The 17,538-nt window shown below is 44.6% G+C and carries 16 protein-coding genes; 9 read left to right on the forward strand and 7 right to left on the reverse strand.

Annotated elements, in window-relative coordinates:
• Positions 1–19 precede the first annotated feature (19 nt).
• From aroF to ACH59B_RS08020, 5 genes are all read left to right on the forward strand, one after another.
• Positions 20–1,057 (forward strand): 3-deoxy-7-phosphoheptulonate synthase, encoded by a 1,038-nt coding sequence (gene aroF, locus ACH59B_RS08000; protein WP_017426658.1) that lies wholly within the window; start codon positions 20–22, stop codon positions 1,055–1,057.
• A gap of 272 nt (positions 1,058–1,329) precedes the next feature.
• Complete coding sequence (gene glnA, locus ACH59B_RS08005; RefSeq protein WP_016820503.1) at positions 1,330–2,754, forward strand: type I glutamate--ammonia ligase; 1,425 nt, start codon at positions 1,330–1,332, stop codon at positions 2,752–2,754.
• Between the two features lie 268 nt (positions 2,755–3,022).
• Positions 3,023–4,114, forward strand: a complete 1,092-nt coding sequence (gene serC, locus ACH59B_RS08010; RefSeq protein WP_404303606.1) for a 3-phosphoserine/phosphohydroxythreonine transaminase — start codon at positions 3,023–3,025, stop codon at positions 4,112–4,114.
• Between the two features lie 245 nt (positions 4,115–4,359).
• Positions 4,360–4,824 carry a tRNA (uridine(34)/cytosine(34)/5-carboxymethylaminomethyluridine(34)-2'-O)-methyltransferase TrmL gene (gene trmL / locus ACH59B_RS08015; RefSeq protein ID WP_017426659.1) on the forward strand — a complete coding sequence of 155 codons (465 nt, stop codon included), beginning with the start codon at positions 4,360–4,362 and terminating at the stop codon, positions 4,822–4,824.
• Between the two features lie 376 nt (positions 4,825–5,200).
• Complete coding sequence (locus tag ACH59B_RS08020) at positions 5,201–5,449, forward strand: AbrB/MazE/SpoVT family DNA-binding domain-containing protein (protein ID WP_014599574.1); 249 nt, start codon at positions 5,201–5,203, stop codon at positions 5,447–5,449.
• A gap of 104 nt (positions 5,450–5,553) precedes the next feature.
• Here ACH59B_RS08020 and ACH59B_RS08025 read toward each other — a convergent pair whose 3' ends face one another.
• Positions 5,554–6,621: a phosphodiester glycosidase family protein gene (locus tag ACH59B_RS08025; RefSeq protein WP_404303608.1), complete on the reverse strand. Its 1,068-nt coding sequence runs from the start codon at positions 6,619–6,621 to the stop codon at positions 5,554–5,556.
• On the reverse strand, positions 6,618–7,025 hold the full coding sequence (locus ACH59B_RS08030; protein WP_016820499.1) for a hypothetical protein: 408 nt from the start codon (positions 7,023–7,025) through the stop codon (positions 6,618–6,620). Before ACH59B_RS08030 ends, ACH59B_RS08025 begins: the two co-directional genes overlap by 4 nt.
• A gap of 271 nt (positions 7,026–7,296) precedes the next feature.
• Between ACH59B_RS08030 and ACH59B_RS08035 the strand changes: the two genes are divergently transcribed.
• On the forward strand, positions 7,297–7,953 hold the full coding sequence (locus ACH59B_RS08035; RefSeq protein ID WP_016820498.1) for a response regulator transcription factor: 657 nt from the start codon (positions 7,297–7,299) through the stop codon (positions 7,951–7,953).
• Positions 7,954–8,002: 49 nt separating this feature from the next.
• On the forward strand, positions 8,003–9,256 hold the full coding sequence (locus ACH59B_RS08040; protein ID WP_016820497.1) for a PLP-dependent aminotransferase family protein: 1,254 nt from the start codon (positions 8,003–8,005) through the stop codon (positions 9,254–9,256).
• A gap of 19 nt (positions 9,257–9,275) precedes the next feature.
• On the opposite strand, the gene ACH59B_RS08045 is transcribed toward ACH59B_RS08040, so the two are convergent.
• Positions 9,276–10,034 (reverse strand): DUF2161 domain-containing phosphodiesterase, encoded by a 759-nt coding sequence (locus ACH59B_RS08045; RefSeq protein WP_404303609.1) that lies wholly within the window; start codon positions 10,032–10,034, stop codon positions 9,276–9,278.
• A gap of 283 nt (positions 10,035–10,317) precedes the next feature.
• Between ACH59B_RS08045 and ACH59B_RS08050 the strand changes: the two genes are divergently transcribed.
• Complete coding sequence (locus ACH59B_RS08050; protein ID WP_013370145.1) at positions 10,318–12,213, forward strand: PrkA family serine protein kinase; 1,896 nt, start codon at positions 10,318–10,320, stop codon at positions 12,211–12,213.
• A 249-nt stretch (positions 12,214–12,462) separates the two neighbouring features.
• A complete protein-coding gene (locus ACH59B_RS08055; RefSeq protein ID WP_126666748.1) occupies positions 12,463–13,485 on the forward strand; it encodes a globin-coupled sensor protein in 1,023 nt (340 codons plus the stop codon).
• Between the two features lie 169 nt (positions 13,486–13,654).
• On the opposite strand, the gene ACH59B_RS08060 is transcribed toward ACH59B_RS08055, so the two are convergent.
• From ACH59B_RS08060 to ACH59B_RS08075, 4 genes are all read right to left on the reverse strand, one after another.
• Positions 13,655–14,521 carry an arylamine N-acetyltransferase gene (locus ACH59B_RS08060; RefSeq protein ID WP_017426663.1) on the reverse strand — a complete coding sequence of 289 codons (867 nt, stop codon included), beginning with the start codon at positions 14,519–14,521 and terminating at the stop codon, positions 13,655–13,657.
• A gap of 243 nt (positions 14,522–14,764) precedes the next feature.
• A complete protein-coding gene (locus ACH59B_RS08065; protein ID WP_404303610.1) occupies positions 14,765–15,661 on the reverse strand; it encodes a phosphotransferase in 897 nt (298 codons plus the stop codon).
• Positions 15,662–15,679: 18 nt separating this feature from the next.
• Positions 15,680–16,690, reverse strand: coding sequence for an aminoglycoside phosphotransferase family protein (locus ACH59B_RS08070; RefSeq protein WP_019686778.1), 1,011 nt, complete (start codon positions 16,688–16,690; stop codon positions 15,680–15,682).
• Between the two features lie 204 nt (positions 16,691–16,894).
• Positions 16,895–17,443, reverse strand: a complete 549-nt coding sequence (locus tag ACH59B_RS08075; protein ID WP_404303611.1) for a PepSY domain-containing protein — start codon at positions 17,441–17,443, stop codon at positions 16,895–16,897.
• Between the last annotated feature and the right edge of the window lie 95 nt (positions 17,444–17,538).

Genomic DNA, 17,538 nt, shown 5'->3' on the forward strand with positions numbered 1-17,538 from the left:
TATAGAGAGGAAGAAAAAAATGATCGTTATCGCTGGTGTTCAAACACCTGAAGAACATATTCAAGCTATTGTTGAAGTGATTGAAAAAGAAGGATTGCAGGCTCATGTATCCCGAGGATCGGATCGTACGATTATCGGACTGATTGGTAGCGTAGAACCGAAGCTGGCAGAACATCTACGCCAAATGAAGGGTGTAGAAAATGTAGTTAAAATTTCGAAGTCCTACAAATTGGCCAGCCGTGATTTTCATCCGGAAAATACGGTGATCTCCATCAAAGGTGTAAATATCGGCGGCGGCGAGCTTGTCGTTATGGGGGGACCATGTGCTGTTGAGTCTGCCGCACAGATCGATGAAATTGCCGGATTGGTCAAAGCTGCAGGCGCGCAAGTCCTTCGTGGAGGTGCCTTTAAGCCGCGTACAGGGCCATACAGCTTCCAAGGAACGGGTGTAGAAGGTTTAATCATGATGGCTGAGGCGGGGCAGAAGCACGATCTCTTGACCATCACAGAGGTCATGACACCTGAATACGTAGACATCTGCGCGGAATACGCCGATATTCTGCAAGTAGGTACACGTAATATGCAAAACTTTGATTTGCTGCGCAAGCTGGGTACTTGCGGCAAGCCAGTATTGCTCAAGCGAGGTTTCAGCTCGACTTATGACGAGTTTTTGAATGCTGCCGAGTACATCTTGGCAGGCGGCAACCCGAACGTTATGTTATGTGAGCGCGGTATCCGTACATTCGAAACCTACACTAGAAATACGCTCGACTTGTCCGCGATCCCTGTTTTGCAGCAGTTGAGCCATTTGCCGGTCATTTCCGATCCTAGCCATGGCACAGGTAGACGTGAACTGGTTGTTCCTATGACGAAGGCTTCGGTAGCAGCGGGAGCGGATGGTTTAATTATTGAAATGCATACAGACCCTGACAACTCGATGACGGGTGATGGTGTACAGTCCCTATTCCCGGATCAATTTGCAGATTTACTAAAAGATTTGGAATTGTTGGCTCCTGCAATTGGGAAAACATTCCACACACCTAGTGCTGTATCTTAAAACTAATTATTAACATTAATGCATAAAAGTTTTGCCGCAATGCAGTAAATAAGAGTAAAATCACCTAAAAGCCCGATGTTTCGGGCTTTTTGTATTGTTCAAATGTTATCAAGGGCGTAAGCATATCTAACATTAGTTTAAAAAATACCTTACATAGCTATTGACCCGTGTCATGTTTGAGATTTATAATGACGACAGAAAAAAACATTCGATCATGAACATTTCAGGGTTGTATAAGACTTAATGTTCGGAAAAATTGGGAGGAAGAAGACATGTCCGTTGAAAACGTATTGAAAACAATTCAGGAAAATAATATTGAGTGGGTAGATTTTCGTTTTGTAGATTTGTCTGGTCGTGCTCACCATATTTCATTGCCAGCTTCCGAAGTAGATGAAGAAACATTTGTTAACGGTGTTGCTTTCGACGGTTCTTCCATTCCCGGCTATCGTGGCATTGAGGAATCCGACATGGTTATGCTGCCCGATCCAGAAGCGGTTTTTATCGACCCTTTCACTCAGCATCCTACACTGAATATCCTGTGTGATATTGCTACGCCAGACGGCGAAAAATATGACCGTGATCCTCGTGGTATTGCCAAAAAAGCTGAGGAATTTCTGCAATCCGCAGGAGTGGGTACAGCGGCATTCTTTGCACCTGAATCTGAATTTTTCATCTTTGATGATGTTCGCTACGAAAGTGGCATGAACAGCTCCTCCTTCTTCGTAGATTCCGAGGAAGCAGCTTGGAACACGAACCGTAAGGAAGAAGGCGGCAACCTGGCCTTCAAAGTGGGAGTGAAGGGCGGCTATGTACCTGTAGCACCAGTAGACACCCAGCAAGACATTCGTAGTGAAATGTGCCGTTTGCTTGAAGAAGCAGGTCTGAGAATTGAGCGCCATCACCATGAGGTGGCTACGGCAGGCCAAGCGGAAATCAACTTCCGTTTTGATACACTCAAGAAAACAGCAGACAACCTGCTCGTTTATAAATACATTGTACACAACACAGCGCGTCAATATGGTAAAGTGGCAACATTCATGCCGAAACCGATTTTCGGGGACAACGGAAGCGGTATGCACGTTCACCAATCTATTTTCGATGGCGACACTCCTTTGTTCTACGAAAAAGGTGGTTATGCTAATCTGAGCGAAATGGCTCTTCATTACATTGGCGGTATTCTGTACCATGCACCTGCGTTGATCGCTTTGACCAACCCAAGCACCAACTCGTTCAAACGTCTCGTTCCTGGCTACGAAGCGCCGGTTAACCTGGTATTCTCCAAAGGTAACCGTTCTGCGGCTGTACGTATTCCAGTAGCGGCTGTAACGCCTAAAGGCTGTCGAATCGAGTTCCGTACACCAGACTCCACAGCTAACCCATACCTTGCTTTCTCAGCAATGCTGATGGCGGGTCTGGATGGCATCAAGCGCAAACTGAACCCAGTCGAATTGGGCTATGGTCCACTCGACACTAACATCTATGAGCTATCTGACGCTGAAAAAGGCAAAATCCGCAGTGTACCTGGTACACTAGATGAAGCTCTGGACGCTCTGGAAGCCGATTACGAATTCCTGACTGAAGGCGGCGTATTTACGAAGGACTTTATCGATAACTATGTAGAGTTCAAACGTTCTGAAGCTAAATCAGTGAACATCCGTGTTCATCCACATGAATACAGCTTGTATTTTGACTGCTAATACTACACTGATAGCATAGCAGATTTGAATAACACTCATTAGCCTGCGGGGAATAGTTGTTGTTCAAGATAGGTCTCCGGTCTTATGCCGGAGACCTTTTACCATTATGATAAATACTACAAAATGAAGATGTTAAATATATTAACATTCACAGCTTTGTCACATCATAAAGGAAATCGGAAACATTTTAATACAAGTCTTGAACGCATTTATGAATACTGCTATCATAGCGATAATATCCACACCAGAGTAGAGAAGGGATGGGAAATTGTTGAGTAAGAGAGCCTACAATTTTAATGCAGGACCAGCGGCATTGCCGCTCAAAGTACTGGAACGTGTACAAGCTGAATTCGTAGATTTCCAGGGGACAGGGATGTCCATCATGGAAATGTCTCACCGTGGAGCCGTGTATGAATCTGTCCATAATGAAGCGCAGGAACGTCTGCTATCTCTGCTGGGCAATCCACAAGGCTACAAGGTGTTGTTCTTGCAAGGGGGCGCAAGCACGCAGTTTGCCATGCTGCCTTTAAATTTCTTAGGCGAAGGACAGATCGGAAGCTATGTAATGACAGGCAGCTGGTCGGACAAGGCATATAAAGAAGCTAAGCTATTGGGCAAGGCTCACATTGCCGCCTCCTCCGCTGATGAGAAATACATGCGTCTTCCGAATGTGGATTCCTTGGACTTGCCTGAGAATACTGCATATGTGCATATGACGTCCAATGAGACGATTGAAGGTACACAATTTAAGCAATTCCCGGATACGGGTTCCGTACCGCTGATTGTGGACATGTCCAGTGATATTTTTTGCAAGCCTTTTGATGTTACTCAATTTGGATTGATTTATGCTGGTGCGCAAAAAAATCTGGGACCTTCTGGTGTAACGGTCGTGGTTGCCCGTGAAGAGCTACTGGCTTCCTCACCAGGCAATATTCCTACGATGCTGCGTTACAGTACTTATGAAAAGAATAACTCTCTCTACAATACTCCCCCATCCTTTGCCATATACATGGTGAATGAAGTGCTCAAATGGATCCAGGATGAAGGCGGTTTAGAAGGCATCGAGCGTGTGAATCAGCAGAAAGCTGATCTGCTATACGACCGTATTGACAGAAGCGAAGGCTTCTATCGTGGTTGTGTGGACAGCGCTGATCGTTCTATTATGAACGTAACCTTCCGCCTTGCGAATGAGGATCTGGAAAAACAATTTATTAAAGAATCCGAACAAGCGGGTTTCATCGGATTGAAGGGGCATCGCAGTGTAGGAGGGCTTCGCGCCTCAATCTACAATGCGGTTCCACTGGAGAACTGTCAAGCATTAGCCGAGTTTATGGATGGATTTAAGCAACGTAACAGTTGATTATACAGACATATATTTCGATACACGATATTTGATATCGAAAAAGTAAAAATAAAGCCTTCCCTGAATGTGTATAGGGGAAGGCTTTTAGTGGTGTAGGGAAATTGATATTTTTTTGTCGTTTGATGTCTATATCCCTCTGATTTTGTTAAAATGAAGAAAGTGTATGTTTTCAGTATACACATTTTAGTTAGACTTTAGGTTATTTGTCTAATGAATTTAATAATGAAAGGAACGAAAAACTGATGCCATTACATATTGTGCTTGTCGAGCCGGAAATTCCAGCTAACACAGGGAATATTGCCAGAACGTGTGCAGCAACCGGAACTCATCTGCATCTGGTTAAGCCACTGGGCTTCCGTACCGATGATGCTACGTTAAAACGGGCTGGGCTTGATTATTGGTATGCTGTTCACATTGAGTATCACGATTCTTTTGCTGAAGTACAAGAGAAATATCAAGAAGGTCGCTTTTTTTATGCGACAACAAAGGCAAAACAGCAGTATAGTGATATTGAATTTCAGGATGGAGACTTTTTGGTGTTTGGTAAAGAAACGAAAGGTTTGCCTCCTGAACTGTTAGCTGCTAATCCTGATACATGTATCAAGATGCCTATGTCAGATAAAGTAAGATCTCTAAACTTGTCGAATTCCGCTGCGATTATCGTATATGAAGCGCTGAGACAATTGGATTTTCCAGGTTTATCGTAAAGAACATCAATCGACCAAGTATAAATGCGAATAAAGAACCAGGACCTTAGTTGCTGATAAAAGTTGCACTATTATTGCTCGAAAGTACATGACAGTAGAGCTTAAATAAAGGATATATGGTCATAAATTTGCGGAAATTCTCTGTGAAGGCTAATGATAATTGGCTTTCCGGTCGATAAAAATATTATAGACATTCTGTACCATACTTTGATATGGTTCATGATTTTATGAAAAAATGTAATAAAATTTCCTGTGATCAGCAGGATTCGACAAAAAGACAGCGAATACTACATAAAGAATAGTGTCTTTGTACCTAGTTTTTCGCCTGGAAAGAAAATTGCAAGCTAATACTCAATAGGAGAGGTGTACGATCACGATGAAACCTGCCGGTGTGGTACGTAAAGTTGATCAGTTGGGGAGAATAGTTCTGCCTAAGTCATTGCGTAAAAGATATCAAATGAATGAGGGAGATCCTGTCGAAATTTTGGTTCAGGGCGACCATATTATTTTGGAGCGTTATCGTCCAAAATGTGTATTCTGCGGCTCAATAGAACAAGTGAACGATTTCAAAGAACGTTATATTTGTGCTCAATGCCTGACAGAAATGACACAGTACTCCTCCTAAATGAGGCAAAAGCATCACGACATTCGTTCGTGATGCTTTTTTTCGGATAGAGCTATGCCTGAACAGCATATATTTAATTGGATGGTAAACTACACTACACCTAACTATTTATAGAACAAAAAATGAGTAGGGACTGGACGCAAATTACCATCTGACGGTTTGTTTACGATTCGGCCGTTTAGTATAAGGGACGATGAACCGCCGCCGTCCAAATTATAAGCATCTTGAACTCCCAGATTGAACATCTTCCCTTGGAGTTCTTCGAGCGTTGCACCTGAACCCCCGCTTTCATTGTAGCCGTCTACGACAATAATGAGCAACTGATCATCTTTATAGTTGCCAATGACTGTACGTGGAGCCCGCTTGGGAGAGACTTTCCATTTGTCAGGAATAGGCACTTTTTGTCCCCTTTGCAACAGAACGGGAACAAAGGTAGCTCCAAAGGCAGGTTTTAAGCTGTCAAGAGCACTTTGATTGTAAAATTTGCCCCCAATAAGCTTGCCGTCGTTACTCAATCCGACGAATGACAAGTCCTTAAAACTCGACTGAAAGCCAGTAAGATAGCGGCCGTTCAAGACAGTAGTGCTTAATGGATAGCGTTTGCCATCTCCATCGGCAAAGCCGCCTGCGTTGATGCCTGCAATGGCTCCGTGTCTCAAGACTGCACGCATGGTCGTCTCTGAGCCACCCAATTTGTCATTTCCCAAAGACATTTTCATTGCCGTAGGATCTTTAAGTTTGACTTTCATAGCGTATCCGTGATAAATTCCCGGGTTTACTTTAAACAATTCAATGGTAATCCGGTTGCTATCTACCTGGTAGTAGGGAACCCCCAGTTTGGCAGTGATGCGCCGATTATAGATAACCGCGGGTCGCTTGGACTGCGCAGAGGCAGTCACGACAAGCTGATTCATCGTTTGGGTCGTTTGTTTGTAGAGCTCAGACGTCCGGCGAATCGTAGATAAGGTATACGTTGCTGTTTGCTTGGCTTCATCAAGCTGCTTGCCTACTGATTGCGTTTGTAGAGTAATTTCGGCTTTTTGCAGATTCGGAGATGTAGATTCAGGAAAGCTCAAAGGGGGATGCACTAACAAAATAGACCCTAACAAACCGATAAAAGGAGCAAGGGCCAACATAAAGAACCGGTTTACTAGCTTTGCATCTACATTCATTTTAGCAAGTCCATTTTTTTCTGAAGTGTATTGAGCTGCTGCTTGACTTCATTTAATTGAGTATACAGTTTATTGCTATTATCGGTCTTGTTATTGGCATTATCCTTTGTAAAGGTCAGTAGTTCGTTGAAGGACTGAACCTTGCCCTGCAATCCGCTAACTTCCTTGGAAAGTGCAGTCAATTGCTTTTCATAGTCAGATTTGAGTACTTGAATTTGTTGGTCTGTATGGGTTTGCATTTCGTTTAGCATTTGCTGCTTTAAGTGATTGCTATACAGATAGGTTGCGAGAGCACCTAGTATAATAAGAAGAAACCAAAATAGCAGAAAAGTCTTTACGGGCAACCCCTTTCTTGAATTGCTCCGCCGGGCTTCGGCAGGAGGACGTTCAGGTGAAGCTTGCATGTGATTTTCAACTCCCGTGTAAATTCAAATTTCCAGTCTTTATTTGCAGTACCAATTCTATCATGGGCCTATTTATTTCGCAAAAGCGAAATAGTCATATAAAAATATTGGAAAAAGAGATTGCATCGGAAGGAAGTCCTAGGATACAATTTCCTTAAATCGTTTTCGCTTCCTATACGTTCACATTTACGCAATTTCTACATAAGCACTCTCTAGTTTTGTGATTACTTTCGCTAAATATGTATTTTTTTGTAAATCAGGAGGTTTAGATATGAGAAAAGTATGGCAGGTGGTCATCATAGATATCCATCCTACAAGTATGCTGGGAACAAAGCTTATTTTGGAAGACCAGCAGGATTTGCTTGTGAGAGGGATGTCTTCCTCCGGCACAGAAGGCCTGGAGCTGGTTTGCTCCATTCGCCCGGAAATTATTTTAATGGACTATAGATTGCCTGAGGGAACGGCGGAACCGTTTTTGACACAAATGCGGGTCTTGTCTCCGGACAGCCATATTGTTATTATGACGGATGAGGACAATATTACGTTGTTCCAGCAGTTAATCTCGCTTGGCGCAAATGGAATGCTATCCAAGCAGGCATCACCGAGCCAGTTAATTCACCTGATCAACGGTTTGCGCGAAGGATTTGCTTCATTACCAATGGATTGGATTCGTTGTGGAAACTGGCCGTTTATGCCGTTAATGGCTTCTGAGCCTTTTGACGAATTGACGCAAACCGAAGTTTTTATTATGGAACGTATTGTACAAGGAATTACATATGACAAAATTGCTATCGAGATCGAAGTTAGCCGGCGCTCCATTGATAATTATTTACGTAAAATTTATGCGAAATTAGGTGTGTCCAGCCGGGCGCAGGCGATTGAACGTTATGCCTTATATGCGCGTCAGATGAAGCAGTTATATGCTTGACGTGTCAGCCCGGAGATCATGACTATTTTTCAGGAGAAGGAGGATGTTCATGCAATATTCCTTTGCTTCACGAACGGCTGCGATGTTGGCTTCTCCAGTGCGTCATATCCGGGAAAATGCGAGAAGACATTCCTTTATATCTTTGGCTGAAGAATTGCCTGCACAAGAGCTGTTTCCGGTGAAACTGTTGGAAGAAGCAGCTCATGATGTGTTTGGCTCCGGCCCTGACGCCCTCCAGTATGGTGAACCGGAGGGCTATTTTCCGTTGCGGGCATGGCTTGCGGGAGAGTGGGAGCAGCGTAAAGGAGTAAGAGTACCGCCAGGTCAAATTCTTCTCACCACAGGCAGCCAGCAGGCCATTGACTTGATCGTAAGGCTGATGGTGGATGAACGTGATCCGGTATTGGTCGAGAACCCGACATCCCCTGGGTGTTTACAGGTACTATCTATGCAAGGGGCGCAGGTCGTTCCTGTAGAATCGGATGGGGAGGGCGTTATTCCCGATAAGCTTGAAGCTTTAATGATCCGTTATCGCCCCAAGCTTTTTTTTGCTACGCCAACGTTTACGAATCCGACAGGCGCCTTATGGAGCGCGGCTAGACGGCAGGAAATTTTGGACCTCTGTAGGCGTCATGAGGTGTTGGTCGTTGAGGACGATTCTTACGGTGAATTGCATTTTAAGCAAAAACACGAAACCCATGATAAGAGTCCACATGCCCAGAGCCGAAAGTTTGCAGAGGCTTATCCCTCACTATTCGCACTGGATCATGCGGGTCAGGGCGGTCAAGTGCTATATATCGGTTCATTTAATAAAACAGTTGCCCCTGCACTGCGAACTGGCTGGGCGGCTGGTCCTGCGCCGCTGATCGAAGGGATGTACGCCTTGAAGCAGCTGGCTGACGTGCAATCCAGTACGATGAACCAACGGCTGCTGTTCCAATTGCTGACCAATTCGCGTTTTCAATGGCATGAGCACTTGGCAATGTTGAACAAGGAATATTCAACTCGGCTCCAATTACTCTTAGAGCTGCTCAAGCGTCCGTTTTGGAAAGATGTGACGTATCATATTCCATCTGGTGGGATGTATGTGTGGGTGAAATTGCCCGCTGGGCTGGACAGCGCCTTGCTGCTCAAAGCGGCGCTACCCAAGGGTGTAGCCTTTATGCCAGGTGCGTTGTGTGCGGTTGGCGATGAAGGTGCGGCCCATATTCGCCTTAACTTTAGCCACCCGGGTCGAGAACAACTGCTTATGGGTATGAATTTAATCGGTGAGACGATCGGAGAATTTACTGCGCGAAGCTAGTAATAATCACTATCCGGGGTCAGTCATCCTCTGCCGTCATTCCAGGCGCCGCTTCAATGCCCTGTTGCTGCAGTACTTCTGCATACTCGCTCAGAGCGGCTTCACCGAACGGAGTCAGCCGATAACGCCCGCGGGCTACGCGTTCAAACCAGCCGTAGTAGTTGCGCTGGAGTACGGCAGCAGCGTCGCTGACGGCTGCTGTGCGGGCGAGCTGCGCCGGGGCGGCTTCCCCCAAACCCTGTAAAGCAGCGGCTACGCGCAGCGCTTTTTCCCGGTAGGCGGTGACCAGCTTGCGCCGGGTGCTCCCGCCGACATTGTGGTCACCGCTGCGTGCGTGAAATTCCCGCAACAGCTTTTCCTTGCGCGAGCCGCGGCGAACGGTAGTCGTTTTGTGAACATCATCACTAGATGCCACGGGCTTACACAGCACCTCAACGAGCGGAGGCTTTGTTTTAAAATGCGTGACGGTGAGCAAGCCAAGCCCCAACTGGCGGCACAGTCCGACCAGCTCACTCCAGCGTTGATTCACCGCCCCTTTTTTGGCACGATTCCGTTCTACAGCCACATATACATTGCTGCTTAGCTTCAAGCGCTGCATGCCTTGCAGTACCAGCGCCAGGTTAAACGTCTTTTTTATCTCCACAATTAGAGGCGCTTGCTGCCCTGGCTTGATCCCCATCAAATCGCAGTTGCGCACTTCTCCTTTGACTTCATAACCCAAATTTTCAAAAAAGGCTTTGACCGGAGCGTACAGCTCCGTCTCATGCCGAACCGCCATGGATTCTCCCGCTCCTTTATCCCATTATTCCGAGCTTATATTGTACCATAATGCGTCAGGTCCGCGTCGTTGTTGTCTATTTTAGCATAGTGAATCCCTTTGTTTTTGGAAAAAGCCTAGAGACCTGTCACAAAAAAATAGGTCAATTCTGAAATCAATCTGCATAGGTATGTATTACACTTTTTTTAAGAGGATCGCATTATATCCTGAAAGGCGTGACGAGTGTAGCCATAATCATCAAGAGTGGAGGATAGTCATTACGCAGTCATGGGAGGAACCGAGCATGAATATTTTTGACCGCCTTGCGGAGTACCGAGCGGAGAACAACCGCTTGGCCTGGAACGGCACTTTTAGAGAGTATATCGAGATACTCAAGAAAGACCCGACACCGGCGATGACCGCTCATGCACGGGTTTACAAAATGATTGAATCTTTTGGTGTAGAAGAGGTTGGGGGACATAAGCGATATAAGTTTTTTGAGCAGGAGATTTTTGGGCTGGATCGTGCACTGGAGAAGTTGGTGGAGGAGTACTTCCATTCCTCAGCCAGGCGGCTCGATGTCCGCAAGCGTATCCTTCTTTTAATGGGACCTGTTAGCGGAGGGAAATCAACACTGGTCACTTTGCTAAAGCGTGGTCTGGAGAAGTTTTCGAGAACAGATCAGGGAGCCGTGTATGCCATAGAAGGCTGCCCTATGCACGAAGATCCCCTTCATCTTATTCCTCATGAGTTGCGTCCCGAATTCGAAAAAGAACTGGGTGTGCGCATTGAAGGTAATTTGTGCCCATCCTGCCAAATGAGATTACGTACGGAATTTGATGGTGATATTGAGAAGGTTCGCGTGGAGCGGGTATTTATATCGGAAGAAAACCGGATCGGCATAGGTACGTTCAGTCCTTCTGATCCGAAGTCGCAGGATATTGCCGATTTGACAGGCAGCATCGACTTTTCCACCATTACAGAGTATGGTTCGGAATCGGATCCACGCGCCTATCGATTTGACGGAGAGCTGAATAAAGCGAATCGCGGACTGATGGAATTTCAGGAAATGCTGAAGTGCGATGAGAAATTTTTGTGGAATTTACTGTCTCTGACCCAGGAAGGAAATTTCAAGGCCGGACGGTTTGCGCTCATCAGTGCAGATGAATTGATCGTAGCTCACACCAATGAATCGGAGTATAAAAGCTTTATTGCGAATAAAAAGAACGAGGCGTTGCAATCGCGGATGATTGTAATGCCAATTCCCTATAATCTGAAAGTTTCCGAGGAAGAAAAGATTTATGCCAAGCTTATTGAGCAAAGTGACATGCGTCATATACACATCGCTCCTCATGCGTTGCGAACGGCTGCCATTTTCTCTGTACTCACCCGGTTGAAAGAAACCAAGAAGCAGGGGATGGATCTGGTTAAAAAGATGCGCATGTATGATGGTGAGGAGGTCGAAGGCTATAAGGAGGCCGATCTGAAGGAGATGCAACATGAGTTTCTGGAAGAAGGCATGTCCGGTGTAGACCCAAGGTACGTCATTAATCGTATTTCCAGTGCGCTGATTAAGCAAAATGTGGAGTCCATCAATGCTCTGGATATTTTACGAGCCATTAAGGATGGTTTAGACCAGCACGCTTCTATCACAAAGGAAGAGCGGGAGCGGTATCTGAATTTCATTTCCGTGGCTCGTAAGGAATATGATGAATTGGCGAAAAAAGAAGTACAAAAGGCCTTTGTGTACTCTTTCGAAGAATCAGCCAAGACGCTGTTTGATAACTATTTGGATAACATCGAGGCTTTTTGCAATTGGGCGAAAATCCGCGATCCGCTCACAGATGAGGAGCTCGACCCAGATGAGCGGCTTATGCGCTCCATCGAGGAGCAAATCGGGGTGTCAGAAAATGCGAAAAAGGCATTCCGTGAGGAAATATTAATCCGTATTTCTGCCTATTCCCGCAAGGGGCGAAAGTTTGAGTATCATCATCATGATCGGCTGCGAGAAGCCATTGAAAAGAAGCTGTTCGCCGATTTGAAGGATATTGTGAAGATCACAACTTCAACCAAAACGCCTGATGCTAATCAGCTCAAACGGATGAATGAGGTGATTAAGCGGCTGATTGAGGAGCATGGCTACACTGGAGCCAGCGCCAACGATCTATTGAGGTATGTAGGCAGCCTCCTGAATAGGTAAGGGGAAATAAACAATTGTGTAATGAGGCTATGGATTGAAATGGATGGTGAAGAGAATCCGTCAGGCACAGAGCGTTTGAGGTGCTGACGGGTTCTTTTTTTGTATGAATAGAGAGTTGGATTTATATGTTTTTCTGAAATTAATATGTAAACAATCACAATCAATCTTCTGCTTTTTTAACATTTTCTAAAAAGTTGCCGATAAATATGGTAATGTAAAATCTATGTAAACTATTATTTGGAGGAACTTATGATTCATGTCGCTGAGAGTAGATTAAAACAGATACAATACATTGGTATTACTGATGGCGATTTGGCTTTATTGCATCATTATCAGGGGCTATTCCAATCTATTGTAAATGAGGTAGTGGATCGTTTTTATGAGCATGTAGAAAAGGTTCCCCATCTCATGTCGATTATCTCTAAATGGTCGAATATTGAGCGACTAAAGCAAACACAACGTGAATACTGGCTTTCTCTCGCAGATGGGAAAATAGATGATCAGTTTATCGAGCACCGCCTTTTTGTGGGGCAGGTACATTCCCGGATTGGATTATCTTCCGATTATTATTTGGGTACGTACATTGCTTATCTGGATATTGCAGTAGACATTTTAAAGCGTTCGGGGATAGAGGATTGGTATTCTATTGTGCACGCTCTTTCCAAAATGTTCAATCTGGATTCCCAACTTGTGCTGGAAGCTTATCAGGAAAAGGAAAAGGAACAAGTTAACGAGCTCGCCGATGAACAAACGCAGATGCTGACTGTGGTGTCCCGAATTGCACAAAATTTGACGGGGATGATTGCCGAACTTAGGGAAAATACCGATAATATCGCGGAGAGTGCCTGCAACACTGCTTCTTCGCAGGAACATACAGAGGAACTGGTACTGCAATTGAGCGATGAAATTAAGCATATTGAACAGATGAGCAGTACCATTCGAGAATTGTCCGATCAGACTCATTTGCTGGGACTGAATGCGGCAATTGAGGCAGCCCATGCACAAGAAGCAGGGCGTGGATTTCAAGTGGTGGCGCAGGAAGTGCGAAAGCTGGCATCTAATTCAAAGCAAGCACAGGAGCAAATTCAGCGCAAGGTGCTGGATATTGCCCGTATGCTTGACAGTGTGCAATCCGAAACCGCTGCCACAACAGCCAGTGCCCAGCAACAGGCCTCCAGCTCCGAAGAATTGGCTTCATTCACAAAGCTGATTGAAAACATGGTGAAGGAATTGGAAATGTTGCAGCACTCCTCGGAATTGCTGGAGGTGTGAGATGTAGCTTGAGCAGTATATCCTGGGGAACTGGAAGTTTTCGGGGCGTTAGCTGGCTGGATACTGGCAAAGCGACGATCTTCCTGTTGGCAGTCCAGTCAACACAACAAAGGCAACAGAGGAAGTGCATATTCCTATGAAAGAATGACCGAATTTTTGAAACAAGGAATTAGAGGAAGCTTTTTTTCCATTCCATATGAGCCGCAAGTACTCTTTTCCATAACTCGTCCCGTTCCTGGTGGCTGTAGTTAACGAGCGGCTCACCAAATACATCAGCCAATACTTCCAGCCACTGCGATTTCTTATCCAGCTCTATTTTTTCCAAACCGTTTAGCCCGCGTTTTTTCCACATACATCCTCTGAGTTCATTCGCTTCTAATGCTTGCCTTTGCCGAATTAGAAACAGGTTAAACCATGGAGATTCCACGGAGCGGCTATAGAAATGATGTTTCGGCTTAAATTCTTCCAAATCCTGAACAACCGTAGGGGCAAAATCAACGCCAACAAATGAAGCGAGCGGGTCATGTTCTAAACGCCAACCTTTAGTAACAACTTCAGATTCCATAACTTTATAACGAAGAGGGGCTTGTTCATAAGTCCCCATAAGGAGTGGTAGAGGCTCATATGGCATATCGCCCAGTCCGACATCTACAATCCATACTTCATCTTCTTGCTGCTCATTTAGCAAGTTCACTGTTAGTCCAAGATGAAATGAATTAATGCGTGGCTCAGTTCCTAAAGGTTGTACCCCAGCATGATGCAAAGAAACTTTGTACCCTAGCGAATGTAGTAGCGCACTAAAGGCACCATTCAGATGAAAACAATAACCACTTCTCCCATGTAGAATGAGCTGAACGGATTCTTGAAAACCAATGGCAGCCGGCTTTCTTGCAAAAATGTCCAACGTTTGCCATGAAAGATTTTTTACATGTGCCTTATGCAACTCCACTAAATAGGATGGGGTAGGAGGCTGAACTTCGGAAATTCCAATTCTGTTCAAATAAGCTTTTATTTCTTCTTTTGTCATGGTGTACATGTGCAGTCACCTCTATTGTTAGTTTGCCAAATTCTCTTCTCGAAACAAATGAGCATTGAGTCTTAGCATCATTGTAAAAGGGGTACGTGCTGTGTACAATGCTATAAATTTATGGCTGTACCGGTACAATCAGCAAATCAATTCGTTTAGTAACATGTCGATTTCCCGTAGATGGCTGTCAGAACACAAAAAAACAGACCTGATTATCGGGTCTGTTTTTTTTCTTATTTTCAAGCTAACTAATTATAGCAGTGATCTAAGTTCACGTCGGTATTTGTTCAAATGCACGAACGATGGAATGACTCGCTTGGCAGAACGGAAGCCACCTATTCTAAGGTTGCGGACCACATGATAGGGAGAGATCAATAGCGTATGAAGCAGATGCAGATCCTGAGTACTCAACGGTCGATATCGTTGATAAAAGTCTATCGCGCGCAGCATCTTTGTCGCGTTCCAAAGACAATTCCGATGAAGAAGATGGGAGAGATCTTTCATTCTTACGTGTAGGGAACAATTTTCAAAGTCAATCAAATGGATTTTGAGCTGCCTGTCTTTGACCAGATTGGGATAGTTATAGTCACCGTGTATTAATGCAGCTGCTTTTTGCTCCTGCTGGATTGCAGCTCGAACTTTGGGCTGCTGTAGACGATATAACACTTCTTCACAAAGAGCTAGGAGATGTGCTGTGCCTTTGTAAGGACTGAGACGTTTTTTATATTCAGCTATTTCATCGCTCAAGCCTTCATAACGGATTCTGGAAGGCGGCGCTTCCGTGACAGGAAAGCCTACGGCACTGGTGTGGAATTTGGCTAAAGTAGAAATTCCCTTTTTGAAGTCTATTCTTTTTGTAAATTCCGGTCTGGATCCATGAACCCAATTAGTTAGTGTATACGAAACACCTTCATAGGTCATGTAGGCTGTTTGCTGTACGGTTGGATAGACCTTTTGGCTACGTGTAAACCCGCGTTCATCCAGGTAGGACAAGACACGTGTAATAAAACGAATCTCTTCTTCCGGAAATTTGTAGGGTTTTAAGCAATAAGTTGTATTAGCGGTTTCAATCTTGTGAATGTCCTTCATTTGACGGCTACGCTGAATTTTGATTCCGTACATTTGCTCAACGTTCGATAAAATCGACATTTTGCTCCTCACTTTCTTTTATACACGGGCCCATTCCTGCAAAATATGGATGATTTGTAATCGAAGAGGCCACGACTGATCCCAGTTGTCTAGGATTTCGCGGTCTCTTGAACGATTCGGATGTCGAGAAGCATGCCAAGCTTCTCGTGGCAGTTTATATAAAGCTGTAACAATCTTCCGCTCAGTTCGGCTGAGTGGTTTGCGTTTTTGATATCCCCTTAACAAGGATTGCACAAATTCAGGATTAAATTGAGTCGTATTCATAAGAGCCTTTGCCAAATCAGCATAGACGGAGCCAATCTTAGCCCGATCCCAATCAATGATTTTGAGATGACCGTCGTCTGAAATAATGACATTCGGGGTGGTGATATCACTGTGTATCAAGGAGGGATGCCGGCGTTCCGTCCGAAGTAGTCTTATAATGGATGCGTCCTGCAAATCCTTCCATGCACGTCTGGATAAACGTATACAGTCCTTGCCATGAGTGTTGTACCAGTTGCGATACTCTTTATCCTTGCGGCTGATTTTTGTCATTTTTTTTTGGAAAAGACGGTCTTGCTTTTTCCATATCCGCAATTGTTGAATGGTCGAAGGGGAATTTCCTTTCTCCATCCGATGTAAGCCGGTGGATGTAGCGTGAAGTGTGGCAAGGGCTAACCCTAGTTTTTCGAAATCTTCAGCGGTTTCCAGTCCCCGTCCTTTGATCCATTGACTTACATAAAATGGCGTTCCTTGATGTAGTGTCCATAGCTTGCCGGAATGAGTAGGGAGCCATGTGGGCATGTAGTTATACTTTCTCTTTTTCAAAAGCCTTATATAGCTCGCAGCTCGTTCCATCTGTTGAATCGTATTGGAACGAGCCATCTTTGAACGACTAAAGGGCTTTAATGCATAAGTTCCCTTTTTCGTTTTTACTTGGATTACTGCATTTTTTCGGTACAGTGATGAGACTAAGCTTGATTTTAAGGGGATCAGGCCGAAACGACGGGTGATTTCGCGAATCTGTGCTTTTGTATAGGATTTCGCCATAAGAACCTCACTTGACTTTTAATTGAAGAAAAAGGTAATCCTCTGTTAGTTATCAGTCTATTCATGAGGAAATAATAGGTGCAGTTTTATGGAGCTATTCTCTTACTTTTCCTGTTCACATTCGTCAAAAAAACGGAGCAGCGAAAGTTCGCTGCTCCGTTTTAATTTGCTCTGTATTACGCAAGCCTGATTATGAATGATTGATCAGTTATCGTTGTCATCTTCTTCGTCTGTATCCACGATCGCTCCAGACGATGCATGGATTTCAAGCTCGACAGTTCCTTCGTTGGTGAGTACCTTGACCTCATAGATGAACTGTCCGTCTTCCTTATCTAATTTAGAAGACAGAAGGGTACTCCCAGGCACATGCTTAAGTGCAATGTGTCCAGCCTGCTTTTCAGTTAGAGTGACGTGGTTGGGCTTGTAAAAGGAAGACTCGTCATTCGAGTCATGATCAAGCTCAGAATGGGAACGGATAGTTTTCCCGGTATAAGCATCAACATCTATATCCCAATCTTTATCTCCTTGCTGAAGATCCACTTCATAGTATACCTTTCCGTTCTTGCGCTCCAGTTCGACATCCTCAACTTGCGCATCATTTCCCACAGCCTTCTTGGCAATATTGGCAGCAGCAGTCGCTCCAATTAATCCCGTAGGTTTAGCAGCCCATACGGCATTTGCCGAGACACCTGTAACCGTAACTCCAAGCAGAACCGTGGCTGCTATTATTCCTAATGTATAGTTTTTTTTCATTACCTAATTCCTCCTTGAACTGTATGCTTGAATACAGCTTAACCCTTAAATATGAGAGGAACATAATAGAATCATGAGAAAACAATGAGAAGCTA

This window comes from Paenibacillus sp. DP01, assembly GCF_044784315.1.
GTDB classification, from domain to species: domain Bacteria; phylum Bacillota; class Bacilli; order Paenibacillales; family Paenibacillaceae; genus Paenibacillus; species Paenibacillus polymyxa.

Coding starts and splice junctions, on each gene's coding strand:
- aroF (WP_017426658.1), top strand. CDS start 20: ATGATCGTTATCGCTGGTGTTCAAACACCTGAAGAACATATTCAAGCT.
- glnA (WP_016820503.1), top strand. CDS start 1,330: ATGTCCGTTGAAAACGTATTGAAAACAATTCAGGAAAATAATATTGAG.
- trmL (WP_017426659.1), top strand. CDS start 4,360: ATGCCATTACATATTGTGCTTGTCGAGCCGGAAATTCCAGCTAACACA.
- ACH59B_RS08020 (WP_014599574.1), top strand. CDS start 5,201: ATGAAACCTGCCGGTGTGGTACGTAAAGTTGATCAGTTGGGGAGAATA.
- ACH59B_RS08025 (WP_404303608.1), bottom strand. CDS start 6,621: ATGAATGTAGATGCAAAGCTAGTAAACCGGTTCTTTATGTTGGCCCTT.
- ACH59B_RS08030 (WP_016820499.1), bottom strand. CDS start 7,025: ATGCAAGCTTCACCTGAACGTCCTCCTGCCGAAGCCCGGCGGAGCAAT.
- ACH59B_RS08035 (WP_016820498.1), top strand. CDS start 7,297: ATGAGAAAAGTATGGCAGGTGGTCATCATAGATATCCATCCTACAAGT.
- ACH59B_RS08040 (WP_016820497.1), top strand. CDS start 8,003: ATGCAATATTCCTTTGCTTCACGAACGGCTGCGATGTTGGCTTCTCCA.
- ACH59B_RS08045 (WP_404303609.1), bottom strand. CDS start 10,034: ATGGCGGTTCGGCATGAGACGGAGCTGTACGCTCCGGTCAAAGCCTTT.
- ACH59B_RS08050 (WP_013370145.1), top strand. CDS start 10,318: ATGAATATTTTTGACCGCCTTGCGGAGTACCGAGCGGAGAACAACCGC.
- ACH59B_RS08055 (WP_126666748.1), top strand. CDS start 12,463: ATGATTCATGTCGCTGAGAGTAGATTAAAACAGATACAATACATTGGT.
- ACH59B_RS08060 (WP_017426663.1), bottom strand. CDS start 14,521: ATGTACACCATGACAAAAGAAGAAATAAAAGCTTATTTGAACAGAATT.
- ACH59B_RS08065 (WP_404303610.1), bottom strand. CDS start 15,661: ATGTCGATTTTATCGAACGTTGAGCAAATGTACGGAATCAAAATTCAG.
- ACH59B_RS08070 (WP_019686778.1), bottom strand. CDS start 16,690: ATGGCGAAATCCTATACAAAAGCACAGATTCGCGAAATCACCCGTCGT.
- ACH59B_RS08075 (WP_404303611.1), bottom strand. CDS start 17,443: ATGAAAAAAAACTATACATTAGGAATAATAGCAGCCACGGTTCTGCTT.